Origin of the sequence: Streptomyces sp. NBC_00483, assembly GCF_036013745.1 — a bacterium.
GTDB lineage: Bacteria > Actinomycetota > Actinomycetes > Streptomycetales > Streptomycetaceae > Streptomyces.
The window spans coordinates 8,900,648-8,913,622 of the sequence record NZ_CP107880.1; the positions used below are offsets into that span (position 1 = coordinate 8,900,648).

The 12,975-nt window shown below is 70.8% G+C and carries 10 protein-coding genes and 1 pseudogene; 4 read left to right on the forward strand and 7 right to left on the reverse strand.

Translation table 11 applies throughout. The features are described from left to right. Positions 1-52 precede the first annotated feature (52 nt). The gene (locus OHA73_RS39825) at positions 53-1,978 is read right to left on the reverse strand and encodes a sulfatase-like hydrolase/transferase (protein WP_327657625.1); all 1,926 of its coding nucleotides are present in this window, start codon (positions 1,976-1,978) and stop codon (positions 53-55) included. A 243-nt stretch (positions 1,979-2,221) separates the two neighbouring features. Then, complete coding sequence (locus OHA73_RS39830; RefSeq protein WP_327657626.1) at positions 2,222-2,623, reverse strand: tautomerase family protein; 402 nt, start codon at positions 2,621-2,623, stop codon at positions 2,222-2,224. 151 nt (positions 2,624-2,774) lie between these two features. Here OHA73_RS39830 and OHA73_RS39835 point away from each other — a divergent pair, with 151 nt between their 5' ends. Further along, the gene (locus OHA73_RS39835; RefSeq protein WP_327657627.1) at positions 2,775-3,677 is read left to right on the forward strand and encodes a LysR family transcriptional regulator; all 903 of its coding nucleotides are present in this window, start codon (positions 2,775-2,777) and stop codon (positions 3,675-3,677) included. On the opposite strand, the gene OHA73_RS39840 is transcribed toward OHA73_RS39835, so the two are convergent. Next, positions 3,656-5,299 (reverse strand): sigma factor, encoded by a 1,644-nt coding sequence (locus OHA73_RS39840; protein ID WP_327657628.1) that lies wholly within the window; start codon positions 5,297-5,299, stop codon positions 3,656-3,658. The two genes, OHA73_RS39835 and OHA73_RS39840, sit on opposite strands and share 22 nt — an antisense overlap. Positions 5,300-5,509: 210 nt before the next feature. On the opposite strand from OHA73_RS39840, the gene OHA73_RS39845 reads away from it, so the two are divergent. Then, positions 5,510-5,950 (forward strand): SsgA family sporulation/cell division regulator, encoded by a 441-nt coding sequence (locus OHA73_RS39845; RefSeq protein ID WP_266723591.1) that lies wholly within the window; start codon positions 5,510-5,512, stop codon positions 5,948-5,950. 36 nt (positions 5,951-5,986) lie between these two features. Here the strand turns inward: OHA73_RS39845 and OHA73_RS39850 are convergent, their stop codons facing one another. The 3 genes from OHA73_RS39850 to OHA73_RS39860 form a co-directional block, all read right to left on the reverse strand. Continuing rightward, positions 5,987-6,442: a VOC family protein gene (locus tag OHA73_RS39850; protein WP_327657629.1), complete on the reverse strand. Its 456-nt coding sequence runs from the start codon at positions 6,440-6,442 to the stop codon at positions 5,987-5,989. A gap of 74 nt (positions 6,443-6,516) precedes the next feature. Beyond that, positions 6,517-7,689: a serine hydrolase domain-containing protein gene (locus tag OHA73_RS39855; protein ID WP_327657630.1), complete on the reverse strand. Its 1,173-nt coding sequence runs from the start codon at positions 7,687-7,689 to the stop codon at positions 6,517-6,519. A gap of 146 nt (positions 7,690-7,835) precedes the next feature. After that, complete coding sequence (locus OHA73_RS39860) at positions 7,836-8,969, reverse strand: Lrp/AsnC family transcriptional regulator (protein WP_327657631.1); 1,134 nt, start codon at positions 8,967-8,969, stop codon at positions 7,836-7,838. Between the two features lie 152 nt (positions 8,970-9,121). Here OHA73_RS39860 and OHA73_RS39865 point away from each other — a divergent pair, with 152 nt between their 5' ends. Continuing rightward, a complete protein-coding gene (locus tag OHA73_RS39865; RefSeq protein ID WP_327657632.1) occupies positions 9,122-10,429 on the forward strand; it encodes a metal-dependent hydrolase family protein in 1,308 nt (435 codons plus the stop codon). Continuing rightward, the gene (locus tag OHA73_RS39870) at positions 10,426-12,006 is read left to right on the forward strand and encodes an AbgT family transporter (RefSeq protein WP_443063176.1); all 1,581 of its coding nucleotides are present in this window, start codon (positions 10,426-10,428) and stop codon (positions 12,004-12,006) included. The genes OHA73_RS39865 and OHA73_RS39870 overlap by 4 nt, the downstream gene beginning before the upstream one ends. A gap of 17 nt (positions 12,007-12,023) precedes the next feature. On the opposite strand, the pseudogene OHA73_RS39875 reads toward OHA73_RS39870, so the two are convergent. After that, a pseudogene (locus OHA73_RS39875) lies at positions 12,024-12,932 on the reverse strand (non-reducing end alpha-L-arabinofuranosidase family hydrolase); the annotation flags it as partial. Positions 12,933-12,975 lie beyond the last annotated feature (43 nt).

Genomic DNA, 12,975 nt, shown 5'->3' on the forward strand with positions numbered 1-12,975 from the left:
GGCTCTCTCCGCCGCTCGTGACTCCCGCGTCCGGCAGCCGGTCCGCACCCGCTCAGCCCGAGGGGACGGGCTCGTAGACGGGCGAGGTCGGTGTGTATGTCCCGTCGAGTACGAATCTCAGGTACCGGCCCGCGTTGTGCAGATACTCGTCCTTGCTCGTGGCCGCCGCCTCGATCGCGGAGCGGGCCGGGCGGGCGAGGTCCGGGTCGACGAAGGTGAGCGCGTTGATCGCCTGGAGCCGGATCCGGACGTCGGGGTGCCCGGCGAGTGTACGGGACAGGAACTCGACGGCTTCGGACACACGGTGCCCACCTCGGACCAGGGTCTCCGCGGCGCTGATCCGCACCTGCGGCGAGGCATCCGTGCGCAGGGTCCGGGCCAGGCGGGGCAGCGTGGGGGCGGCGTCCCGCCCGAGCATGAGCAGGCCCTGCGCGGCCCAGTATCGTACGACTTCGTTCTCGTCGCCCAAATCCCTGGTGAGAGTGGGTAGATGGCGGGGGTCTCGCTCGATGGCCTGTCGCGCGAGCCGCAGTACGCGGCGCAGCGGATAGGCGCCGGGGCGGCGGCTCCGCTCCCAGCCCTCAAGGGGGCTGCCCTCCGGGATGAACCCGTTGTCGTGCACGTCCACGATGTGCTCGTCCAGGGCGCGCGAGAGCCGGTCGAGGGTGTGGGCGTGGGCGGGATCGTCGGCGAGATTGTGGATCTCGTCCGGGTCGGAGTGCAGGTCGTACAGCTCCTCGGCGGGCTTGGTGCCCCAGAACCGCTCCTGTACGGGGTTCAGGGTGCCGTCCAGATGGGCCTGCTCCCACGACTGGTAGCCGTGCGCCAGCCAGGCGAAGGCGCCGTGCTGGCCCCAGGGGCGGTGCGGAGCGTAGTTGCGCAGGTAGCGATAGCGGGCGTCGCGGACCGTGCGCACCATGTCGTAGCGCTCGTCCATACGGTCGCGTCCGCCGAACGCATAGCGAGCGGGCGGCAGTTGGCGCACTCCGGCGAACGGGTGGCCCTGCACATGGTCGGGGATGTCGACGCCCGCGAGGGCGAGCACGGTCGGCGCGTAGTCGACGGAGGTGACCGCCCGCCGCTCCACCGAACCGGCCGGGCGGGGCGCCAAGTGCGCCCACTTCTCCGGGAATCGCACGATCAGTGCGGTGCGCATCCCCTCGTCGTAGCAGTGCCGCTTGCTGCGCGGCAGGACGCCGCCGTTGTCGGAGTAGAAGAAGACGATGGTGTCGTCGGTGAGTCCTGCCGCCTCCAACTCGGCCAGTTTTGCGGCCACATGTCCGTCCATCGTCTCCATCGCGTCGTAGTAGTGCGCGAAGTCGCCGCGGATCTCCGGGGTGTCGGGCAGATAGGCGGGGAGGCGGATCTCGTCGCGCCGGGTACGGCCGTCCTGGGCGGTGAACAGGCTGGACTCGTGGGTCGTCATGTCGTTGAAGACGGCGAAGAACGGGGCTCCGGCGGGGCGGTCGCGGTAGTGGGCGGTCGCGCTGGACGCGTCCCAGGTGGCGTCCATGTCGACGACGGTGTTGTAGTCGGTCTTGGAGTTGTTCGTGGCGTAGTACCCGGCCTGCCGCAGATGCTCGGGAAATCCCTTGAGGAAGGCGGGAGTGCGTCCGAGGGCCCGCATGTGCTCGGCGGGCCCCGCGCTCTGCGGGGCGACACCGGTCAGCAGGGCGAACCGGGACGGGGCGCACACGGGCGCCGTCGAGTACGAGTTCTCGTAGCGGATGCCTTCGCGGGCGAGCCGGTCCAGGGTGGGCGTTCTGGCGACGGGATCGCCGTACGCGCCGACAAAGGGGTAGTGGTCCTCGGCCACCAGCCAGAGGACGTTGGGCCGCTCGGCCGCGGCGCGTGGCGAGGAGTCGGTGGCGGCATCGGCGGCCGGAGCGGTGACGGCGGTCGTGGCCACCGCCCCGGCGAGCGCGGCGAAGGTGCGGCGGGTGACGGGCACACCGAAGGGGGCGTGGGGCGCGGGCATGGCGAAGCTCCCGGATGCAACTGAGCGGGGTGGCAGGTGCGGTGACGGCAAGTGCGGTGGCGGGCAGGCGCTGTTCAGCGGGGGGAGCGACACAGGGACCCGGACTGTCGTCCCAGGTCCACGAACAGGCGCCTGACGAGCGGCGGTTGGCTGTACCGGCCGGTGAGCTCCATGATCCCGACATCATGCAGGGGGAACGGGGGTGCGTCAACGCATGCCGACCCAGTAGCCGACCGGGCGTGCTCAGCGCGCGGCGGACACGCTTCGGTAGAAGTCGAACTGGGTCACCCCGTGGTAGCCGTAGCTCTCCGGCGGCAGTTCGTGCAGCGCGACACCGGAACGGGCGAGAGTGCCCAGGGTGTCGGTGAGGAGTTCGTTGGCCTGGGCGATGAACGCGGCCTTCTCCGCCGCGCTGTTCGAGCCCAGGGTGATGCTGACCTCTACGTGGGCGTCGCGCGCCCCGCCGGTCATGGGCCTGCCGTCCACGTAATAGGTGCCGGGCTCAACCGCGGCGATCTGGACGATGGTTCGCGAGCGGTCCTTGCCCAGGGCAGAGACTGCCAGGTCGGTCAGGCCCTCCGCGAGAGTGTGTCGGGTCCCGACGGGGAGGTCGGGGTCGGTCACGGTGACACGGATGTAGGGCATGGCTCTCCTCGGCATATCGGCATACGCGTACGCACTTAATGACGCGCGTACTCGGCTGAACTCCGCCGGTATCGGCGGCACGGTTGAAGCCTCGCCCGACCTGGCACCATGGGTCCAACGCATACATGTCATGGCGATATGAGGCTCTCGCATGCCCCTGAACCTGCCCCAACTGCGCGCCTTCCTCGCGGTCGTCGACACGGGCGGCTTCAGCGCGGCCGCCGCCGAGCTGGGCATGACCCAGTCGGCCGTGTCGCACGCCGTCGCCTCCCTGGAACGCGAGTTGACCGCGCCGTTGCTCATACGCGCCACACCGGCGCGGACCACCGTGCTCGGCGAGCAGGTGCTGCCGCACGCCCGTACCGCGCTGGCCGCGGCCCGGTCCGTCGAGCAGATCGCGGCCGAGGCGGCCGAGTCCATGGCCGGCACCGTGCGCCTGGCCGCGACGCCGACGGTGTGTCAGGGACTGGTCCCGAGTCTGCTCAGGCACTGGCGCGAGGACCAACCACGCGTCACCGTACGGGTCTTCGAGGGTGACAGCGCCGAAGTCGCGGGCTGGCTGGGGAACGGGACCGCGGACGCCGCCGTCCTGATCGACCCGCCACCGGGCCCCGGCGTGCAGCTTGCCGACGACGGATACCGGGCGCTCCTGCCCCGCGACCATCCCCTGGCCGGTGAGGAGCGCGTGGACATCCGTGACCTGGAGGACGACCCGTTCCTGATCTCGCCGAACGGCTGCGAGTCCCGGATCCGTACGATCCACACCCGGGCCGGCCTGCGCTTCGATCCGACCCACCGGGTACGGGACCTCGCGACGCTGATCAGCATGGTGCAGGCCGGGATCGGCGTCACGGTCCTGTCCGAGGTCTCGCGCTCGCTGATCCCCGCCGACCTGGTCCTGCTGCCCCTGGGGCCGGCGACCTCCCGCCGCCTCGTGCTGACCGGCCCGCAGGAACGTCCTTGGCACCCGGCGGTACGCACACTGGCGGAGTCGGCCGTCACGTACCTCGCCCTGCGGGAGGGGCGTCAGACTCAGCCGACGCGGCAGATGTAGATCGGGCCGAGCCAGCGGGTGCAGGTGGGGGTGGGGGTGCTGGGCTGCGGGGGAGTGGTGGGTTCGGTGGGCTGAGTAGGGACTGTGGGTTCGGCCGGTTCGGTGGGCTCGGCCGGTTCGGTCGGCTCAGTGGTGGGTGTGGGCTCCGCCGGGGTCGAGGGCTCGGTTGGCGGCGTTTGTGTGGGCGGTGCCGTGGGTGTGGGCGTCGGCGTGGCCGGGGCGGCCGGTGGCGTAGGGGTGGTGTCGTCGGACGGCGGCTCGTCGGCCTTGGGCTCCTCCGGCGCGGCCCGCTCGGCTGCGGGCGGGTCCGCGGGCGTGGTCGGAGTCGCCGGGGCGCTCGGGGTCCCGGGGTCCGACGGCGCGGACGATGCCGTGGGCGCGGCCGGCGCACCCTTGTCCGCGGAGCCGCCCGGTGCCGCCTTGGTGTCGGGCCCGGCGTCGGGTTCGGCCGCGCGCTGCGACCCGCCCTGCGGAGCAACATGCTTACGTGAAGCGGAAGTTGAGGGGTCCGAGGACGGACTCGACGACGCACTGTCACGCCCGGTGGGTGACTCGCTCTGCACCGCCGCCGACCGCTGCGGCGGCACCGTATCGCTGTTCCCGGCGAGCATGAGCCCGGCCGCGACGGCGGCTCCCGCCACCGAGACCCCGAGCACCCCGGCCACGGCGCCCTGCGCCTTCGCGCCGCCGGCCAGCGCGTGCTTTACGCCGTGCAGCAGGCCGGAACCGGACCCGTGCCCGCCCGCCGCGGCGCCGGTGGCCCCGGCTCCGGCTCCGGCCGCGAGCGGCACCAGGAACTTCCCGGCCCCGCCGAGCACGAAGATCAGGAGCGCCGGACCCACCAGGGCCGGCAGCCGGTCGTTGGCGCGCAGCAGGACCGTGAGCCGCGCCCGGCAGTCGTCGCAGTCGTCGACGTGCGCGAGGAGCTTCTCCGACTGACGCGCGGACGCGCTGCCGCGCACGTGTGCGGGCATCCGGTCCCAGTGGCTCTCGCACGCCGGGTCGTCCGGGGTCCCCGGGTGCGCCCGCAGGAACGCCTGCCGCATGCCCTCCCGCGCCCGGTGCAGCAGCACGGCCGTGGCCCCGCTGCCCGCGCCGATGCCCCGGCCCACCGCCTCAAGCGGCTGCCCCTCGGCCTCCGCGAGCCACAGGGCCTTCACCCACCGCTTCGGCAGCTGCCCGAGGACCTGGGACAACAGGTCCACGGCGGAGGCTCGGGTGGCCGGATCCTGGTCGCCGTAGCCCCCGGAACCGTATGAGCCGAACGAGCCGTACGAAGCATGCGTGCCGTTCGACACCTGTACCGGTTCGACGCCGGCGTGCGGGTCGAGGGGTGTCTCGCGCGCCGCCCCGCGCCCCGCGGAGGCGGCCAGGTGTCGCACGGTCGTCGTCAGGTACGCCGCGACGTTGTCGATGACATGCCCGGCGGCCAGGCGCCGCCAGACCCGGAAGTGGGCCTCGGCGACGAGATCGTCGGCGAGCCAGGGACTGCCGGTCAGCGAGCGGGCGTACGCGACGAGGCGAGGCTGCTCCGCCTCGTAGATCCGCGCGTACGCGGTGGGGCTGAGGCCGCCTTCCGTGGCGGCAGGGGGTATCGGCGCGGCGGCGGGGCCGTCGGTCATGGCAGGAGTCTTCCGTTCCGTCCGACGTCGGCGGTGCTCCGCCCGACTGCGGATCGGGCGGGGAGTTTGAAACCGTAATTCGTAAATGTCGGATTATGAAGGGGTGGGTGGCGTAGGTCACAACGACCTTTTCCGGAAATGCCGTAATGCCCCGCCCCGCTGTCGCGTCGAACGGTCACCTGGAACACGCAGTGGAGAAAGGGACCTGCCATGCCGACCACGCTGCCCGTCACGCTCGAACAGTCCGCCCGCGCCCGCCTCGTCGTCGCCGAGGGTCAGGGCCCCGAACGAAGTGTCACCGTCACCCTCCGTTATGAATCCGCCGACCCGCTCGCCCTTCAGCTGGTGTTTCCCGCGGAGGCCACGCTGGCCGGGACCGACGTGACGTGGGCCTTCGCCCGCACCCTCCTCGACGACGGCCTGCGCCTGCCGACCGGGACCGGGGACGTCCACGTGTGGCCGTGCGGCCGTGCGCGCACCGTCGTCGAGCTGCACGCGCCGCAGGGGATGGCCGTGGTCCAGTTCGACACCTCGGCCCTCCGCCGCTTCCTGCTGCGTACGTACGCGCTCGTGCCGGCGGGCAACGAGGACGTGGAGTCCGTCGTCGACCGCGCACTCGCCACGCTCTTCGGGCCCGACACGGAACGGTGACGTCTGGGGCCGGGTCGGGCACCGGGCGAGGGCGGCTCAGTCTCGGGGGCGCTCGTCGATGGCGGGCATCGCCTCCCCGCCCGGGTGCCATCCGCTGAGGAAACCGGCCTGTCTGCTCACGTCGACGAGTTCGATCCGTGCGCCGATGCTGTCCATCCGGTGATAGGCGAAGGGCCGACCGTAGGGGCAGCCGGAGAAGTCCACGGGCAGGCCCTCTTCCTCCAGTCGTCGGGAGCCTTCCCGGACATCGCTGGTCCAGAAGCCGATGTGGTCGAACCTGGCCCCCTTGGACGCGTCCCAGGGGCTGCCCGGCGGCCCTTCGATGAGCTCGATGAAGGGCGGCCCGCCCGCGGTGAACACGATCCGGTAGCCCCACTCGCCGAGCCGGTCGGACACGGGTTCATGCCACTCGACCCCGGCCGAACGCTGGAAGTCCCGCATCGCCTGCTCGAGATGCGGGACCACGAAGCACACATGGTAGAAGGCAGTCATCCACCCATGATCGAGCACATCGGCTCAGGGGCTCAGGCGTTCAGGGGATCAAGAGGGGGGAGGGGGCCAGGAGGTCATGGGGCAACCTTGTACACGGCGTCGACCAGGGCCATCTTCCGGGGGTCGTCGGCGATGCGTGTGCCCATGTGGTTCATGACGTAGCCGACGCTGATGCCCGCTTCGGGGTCGGCGAGGCCGAAGGAGCCGCCGAAGCCGTCGTGGCCGAAGGCGCGCGGATTGGGTCCGTACGAGCCGTTCGCGCCGCTCAGCCAGAGGCCCAGGCCGATCTCGGTGTCGTGCGCGAAACCGGCGCCCAGTATCAGGTCCCGGCAACTGCCCTGGCCCTCGCGTACGCGTTCCGCGGCCTGCGGCGACAACACCCGGCGGCCGTCCGGGCGTTCGTGCCCGGTGAACAGCCCGTACAGCGCGGCGACCCCTTGGGCCGTCGCGTGGCCACCGGCGGCGGGGATCTCGGCGGCGCGCCACTCGGGGGTGTTGGCTTCGGCGGCGCCGGTGAGCGGGTTGGCCAGGGCGGCGAGTGCGACCGGCTGCAACTGGCTGAAGGCGGCCTCCTGTTCGCTGCCGGCTGCGGCCAACGGGTGCATCAGCTGGGCAGGTTGCCGAGTCTCCTCCTCCGGGAAGCGGATGAAGAAGTCCACGCCGAGCGGCCCGGTGACCTCCTGGCGCAGGAACGCGGAGGGAAGCTGTCCGGTGATGCGCCGGATCACCTCGCCGACCAGGAAGCCGTAGGTGATGGCGTGGTAGCCGGAGCGGGTGCCTGGCTCCCACCAGGGCTCGGTGGCCGCGAGGCGCGCGGTGGTCAACTCCCAGTCGTAGAGCTCGTCCAGGGTGTGCGGTTCGCGCAGGCCGGCCAGGCCCGCGCGGTGCGACAGCAGATGGCGTACGAGGACGTTCTGCTTGCCGGCCGCGGCGAACTCCGGCCAGTAGGAGGCGACCGGCGCGTCCAGGTCCAGCAGGCCGCGGTCGGCCAGGAGGTGTGCGCACAGTGCCGTGGCCCCCTTGGTCGTCGACCACACGTTGACGAGGGTGTCCTGCTGCCACGGGCGGGTGTGCGCGGCGTCGGCCCAGCCGCCCCACAGGTCGACGACCGGTTCACCGTCGAGCAGGACGGTGACGGCGGCACCCAGCTCGTCGCGCTCACGGAAGTTGTCGACGAAAGCGGCGCGGACGCCTTCGAAGCGCGCGTCGCAGTGCCCGCCGATCCGCGGTGTCGCCTGCTCGGCCATGGAACCTCCGGCTTCTCGGGCCGGGAGTCCGTAGCTCGTGTCCGTAGCTCGAGTGCCCGGCTCTACCTGTGCATACCGACTGGTCGGCATCGTCACCGCGGAACATACCGAGAGATCGAGTCGACGGGAAGGGGGCGGGTACGCGCTCACCCCTCCGGATGCCGCAACGGCACGACCCCCACGCTCCGCCCGTCGCGGTCCAGGAGCCGGCCCATGTGTTTGACCGTGCGGAGCACCACGGAGCGGTCCGCGACGGTCAGGCGGGGGAGTTTGCGGGAGAGGTGGGCCTCGAAGGTGTGGACGTCGTGCAGGGTGCGCAGCCACACGTCGACGACCAGGTTGTGCGGGCCCGCCGTGATCGCGCAGGAACGCACCTCCGGCACCTGGGACAGCACCTGGCTCGTCTCCTCCAGGTACTGACCCGGGACTGATGCGAAGTACACGGCCGAGAGTGGCCAACCGGACAGCGGGCGTGCCAGGTCGCAGCGGAGCAGGAGGCGTGAGGAGAGCAGAGCCGCGACCCGTCGGCGCACCGTCGTGAGGGTGGCGTCGCTCGATGCCGCCAGATCGCGCAGTGTCATCCGGCCGTCCACGCTGAGGAGTTCGAGAAGTCGTGAGTCGAGGCCGTCCCAGCGGGGCGGGGGCGTGGCACCCGTGGGGGCGGGTGGCGTCGCCGACTGTTCGAGGTGTGCGGTCTGCACCGCGTCCAGGCTGCGCAGCCGCCATCGGCTGCCTTCGGTGGGCAGTCCCGTCGACACATGTGTGCGGGTCGACCGTACGCCCGCGATCGGCCGGAACAGGCTCGCGGAGAGGCGTGACAGCTCGTCCAGGGTGCGGGTCTGCACGGAGGTCACCACGTCGCGGCCGCCCGCCGTCAGTTTGATGTTCGGCACCTCGGGGTCCGCCGCGAGGGCCTGAGCCACGTCCTCGGCGGCGCCCGGTTCCGTGTCCACCTCGATGACGCCCGTGACCACGATCCGGGCGTCGGTGAGGCGCGGGTACGCGGTGACCCAGGCGAGCCCGGCCTCCTCAAGGCGGCGCCAACGGCGCGCCGCCGTCACGGGATCGACGCCGAGCACCTCGCCGACCAGGGTCCATGACGCCCGCGGATGGATCTGCAGGGCGTGCACAACACCGCGGTCGAGTTCGTCCAGTTCAACCGGGGCGGTGGATGTGTCCGGCTCGCCGGATGTGCCGAGCCCGGTCGATGTGCCGGGCCCGCCCGTTGTGTCGGGTCCGGCAGCGTTTCCCTGCCTCCCGGCACATTCCTGCGACTCCATGGGTGGCACCTTCCTGCGTGCGTCACGCGAATCCCGTACGAACCCTGCGTCGTCACACCGCGATGACGTGTGCATCCCACACTCCCCTTCAACAGGGCCCACCCACTGCCGACTTCAGGGCCCGCCGTACCGCACAGGAGTGACAGCACGCCATGACGCTCGCCACCACGCCGCACAACCCCCGGACCCCGCTGCGGATCCACAACGCCCGGCTGGTCGACGGCACCGGTAACCCTCCGGTGGACGACGCCGTCGTCCTTGTCGACGCCACAGGAATCATCACCTACGCCGGACCCGCGACGGAAGCTCCCCCGAGCGACCAGTCCGCCGCAGATGCCACGACCCGTACCGTGGACGCCGGCGGACGCACCCTGCTGCCCGGCTTCTTCGACTGCCACGTCCACATGTCCTACGCCCACGGCGCCCACCCCGGGCGCCGCGCCGAACTCGACCCGGTACTCGTCACCTTGGACACCGCCACCCGGCTGCGCGAGACCCTCGACGCGGGTGTCACCACGGCCCGCGACCTGGCGGGCCTGTCGGCCGGTTACCGTACGGCCGTCGAGACCGGGCGGATCGTCGGCCCGCGCCTTCAGACCGCCGTCCGCGTCATCAGCCACACCGGCGGCCACGGCGACGTACGCCTGCCGGACGGTACCGACCTGAGCGACGGCATGTCCGTGCTCGCCGACACCACCGACGAGGCCCGGATCGCTGTGCGCCGCGTGATCCGGGCGGGCGCCGACCTGGTGAAGGTGTGTGCCACCGGTGGCATGGGCAGCCCGTACGACGACCCGGACGACGAGGGCCTCTACGAGGAGGAGATCCGCGCCGTCGTCGACGAGGCCCGGCGGCACGGGGACCGGCCCGTCGCCGCGCACGCGCAGGGCAACGCGGGCATCCTCAACGCGATCCGCGGCGGTGTCACCAGCATCGAGCACGGCTACGGCATCGACGACAGGGCGATCGACCTGGCGGGGGAGCGGGACATCTTCGTCGTGCCGACGCTGTCCACCGTGTACGCGGGCATCAACAAGGACACGATGCCGGACTACCACTATCAGAAGAAGACCCGCTGGTCCGGGCTGACCAAGGAGAACATCGCCCACGCCATCGAGCGCGGCTCGCGGATCGCGCTCGGCACGGACGCCGCCGTCGGCCCGCACGGTGTGAATCTGATGGAACTCAGTTATCTGGTCGACCTCGGTATGGATCCGATGGATGCCATCGTCGCCGGTACGCGGACTTCGGCCGAACTTCTCGGCGTGGATGAACAGTTGGGCAGTGTGACGGCGGGGCGTGTCGCCGATCTCGTGCTGTGTGATGGTGACCCGCTGGCCGACATCGGTGTGCTCGGTGACCCCGGAAACGTCGTCTGTGTCGTCCAGGACGGCATCGTCCGTAAGGATCTGCTGGGTCTCGTCGATGGCGCCGCGTGTGCGGACGGGAGGCGGCCATGAAGTCTCCGGTGACTGAGTTGTCAGCTTCCGAAGGGCAGGGGGCGGGGCCCGGGAAGGAGAAGCCGCGTGGCGTCGACCGGGTGCTTTCCTGGATCGAGCGGGCCGGAAACGCCCTGCCCCATCCGGTCGTCCTGTTCACCGCGTTGTTCGCGGTGGTGGCCGTGGTCTCCACCGCGCTCGCCCTCGCCGATGTGTCCGTCACCGTGCCGGGCACGGACGACACCAGGCACATCACCGGCCTGCTCACCGGCGGGGGTGTGCGCTGGCTGGTGGAGAACCTTGTCACCAACTTCGCCGCGTTCCCGCCGATCGCCGCCGTACTGCTCATGATCATGGCGGTGGGTGTCGCGGAGAAGGCGGGCCTGCTGGAGACCGCGATGCGGGCCACCCTGGCCCGCGCGCCGCGCGCCTTCCTGCCGTATCTGGTGGCGCTGGTCGCCTGTCAGGCGCACATGATGAGCGACGTGGCGGCCATCGTGCTGCCGCCGCTGGCCGCCGTCGTCTTCAAGAGCGCCGGTCGGCACCCGGCGGCGGGCCTGATCGGCGGCTTCGCCTGTGTCACCGCCGGGTACGCGGCCGGGTTCACGATCGGTTCGCTCGACGCCCTCTACACGGGCATCACCCAGCAGGCCGTTGGCGTCCTGCCCGCCTCGCACCATGTCGACGTCAACATCCTCGCCAACTACTTCTTCACCGCCACCAGCAGCCTCGTACTCGGCCTGCTCGGCGGCTTCCTGATCAGTCGGATCCTCGAACCCCGCCTGCCTGTCTACGAGTTGGGTGACGACGCCCCGGGGGACGACGTCATCCCGCTGACCCCGGCCCAGCGCCGCGGCCTGCTGTTCAGCGCGCTGGCCGTCGTCGCGTACGCGGCCGTCGTGCTGTCCCTGTGGCTGCCCGGCGGCGCGCCACTGCGCGGCGAAGGCGGGGCGCTGGTGCCGTCGCCGCTGCTCACCGGCATCGTCCCGGTGCTCTTCGGGGCATTCCTGCTCGCGGGCACGGTCTACGGCTTCACGGTGAAGACACTGACCGGCTCCGAAGGTGTCATCACCGCGATGACCGACTCGGTGAAGAACATGGCGGGCTACGTCGTCATGATGTTCGTCGCCGCGCAGGTCATCGCGGTGTTCAACTGGTCGAACCTGGGCGTCCTGCTCGCCGTGAAGGCCGCGGCCCTCCTGCAGTCCATCGGACTGACCGGCTTCGGCGCCCTGGTGGCCTTCGTCCTCCTCGTCTCGTGTCTCAATCTGGTGGTCATCTCCGGCTCGGCGCTGTGGTCCCTGATCGGGCCGGTCTTCGTCCCCGCGTTCATGCTGCTCGGCATGAACCCGGCGCTCAGCCAGGCGGCGTTCCGCATCGGGGACTCGGCGACCGCGGTCATCACACCGATGAACCCGTACGTGTTCCTGCTCCTGGCCCTGCTCCAGCGCTACGAACCCGAGGCACGGCTCGGCACGCTCATCTCACGGCTCGCCATCTTCGTGCTGCCGTTCATGGTGGCGTGGCTCGCGATCCTCGCCATCTTCTACGGGTTCGACCTGCCGCTGGGGCCGGGAGTGGGCGTCGGTCTCAAGTAGCCGGACCCGCCGTGCCGTCAGGGCCGCAGTGTCAGCAGACCCGGACGGTAGGGCAGGAGGCCGTAGTCGCCGCCGGAGTTGGGGCTGCGTCCCTGGTAGAGCAGCTGAAGGTTGCAGGGGTCGACGGTCATGGTCTGATCGGCGTTGGTGCGGAGCAGTTCGCCGTGGCTGATGTCGTTGGTCCAGGTGGCGCCGCTGTTGGCCTTGCCGGCGAAGGGGTTGCTCTCGGTCGCGGCCTGGGGTGTCCACGAGCCGTTCAGGCTGGTGGCGGTGAACGAGCGGAAGTAGCGGCCCTGGGAGCCGATCGCCTCGACCATCATGAGGTAGCGGTTCTGGCCCTGGAGCTTGTACACCTGCGGGGCTTCGAACAGGTTGTTCGTCGTATCGCTCATGACCGTGGTGTACGAGGAGCCGAAGCTGCCCGGGAAGTTCCCGATCGGCATGCTCGCCCGGTAGATCTTGCCGTTGTCACCGGCGAAGAACAGGTACATGTTCGTCCCGTCACCGATGATCGTCTGGTCGATGGGTCCTGTCCCGGAGCCGGTGATGCTTCCGGAGAAGAGCACGTGCTCGGACGACCAGCCGTTCGGGTTGGTGGGGTCGCTCGACGTCCGGTACGAGAAGGCGCTCCCGCCCCACTGGTAGGTGAGCACCCAGATGCTCTTCGGCGCGAAGTAGAAGAGCGAGGGTGCGACGGTGGCGGAGGACATGGTGTTCTGGCCGGCCGAGGCCATGTCCGACCAGTTGGTGAACGGGGTGAAGTTCATCGACCCCCACTTCGTCCCCGTGTCGTGCGTCGTCGCGTAGACGAGCTGCTTGCCGTTGTACGGGGCGACGGTGAAGTCCTTGAGCGAGGCCCATCCCGACTTGGGCTGCGCCAGCGTGCCCGTGGATGCCCAGCGGTATGTCGACGGGAGATCGCAGGCGTTGGGGGCCGCGGTCGCCGCGCCGACGGGCTGGGCGCCGAGG

What these genes read in the sequence shown, in the direction of transcription:
- OHA73_RS39825 (WP_327657625.1), bottom strand. Translation starts at nt 1,978, where the DNA reads ATGCCCGCGCCCCACGCCCCCTTCGGTGTGCCCGTCACCCGCCGCACC.
- OHA73_RS39830 (WP_327657626.1), bottom strand. Translation starts at nt 2,623, where the DNA reads ATGCCCTACATCCGTGTCACCGTGACCGACCCCGACCTCCCCGTCGGG.
- OHA73_RS39835 (WP_327657627.1), top strand. Translation starts at nt 2,775, where the DNA reads ATGCCCCTGAACCTGCCCCAACTGCGCGCCTTCCTCGCGGTCGTCGAC.
- OHA73_RS39840 (WP_327657628.1), bottom strand. Translation starts at nt 5,299, where the DNA reads ATGACCGACGGCCCCGCCGCCGCGCCGATACCCCCTGCCGCCACGGAA.
- OHA73_RS39845 (WP_266723591.1), top strand. Translation starts at nt 5,510, where the DNA reads ATGCCGACCACGCTGCCCGTCACGCTCGAACAGTCCGCCCGCGCCCGC.
- OHA73_RS39850 (WP_327657629.1), bottom strand. Translation starts at nt 6,442, where the DNA reads ATGACTGCCTTCTACCATGTGTGCTTCGTGGTCCCGCATCTCGAGCAG.
- OHA73_RS39855 (WP_327657630.1), bottom strand. Translation starts at nt 7,689, where the DNA reads ATGGCCGAGCAGGCGACACCGCGGATCGGCGGGCACTGCGACGCGCGC.
- OHA73_RS39860 (WP_327657631.1), bottom strand. Translation starts at nt 8,969, where the DNA reads ATGGAGTCGCAGGAATGTGCCGGGAGGCAGGGAAACGCTGCCGGACCC.
- OHA73_RS39865 (WP_327657632.1), top strand. Translation starts at nt 9,122, where the DNA reads ATGACGCTCGCCACCACGCCGCACAACCCCCGGACCCCGCTGCGGATC.
- OHA73_RS39870 (WP_443063176.1), top strand. Translation starts at nt 10,426, where the DNA reads ATGAAGTCTCCGGTGACTGAGTTGTCAGCTTCCGAAGGGCAGGGGGCG.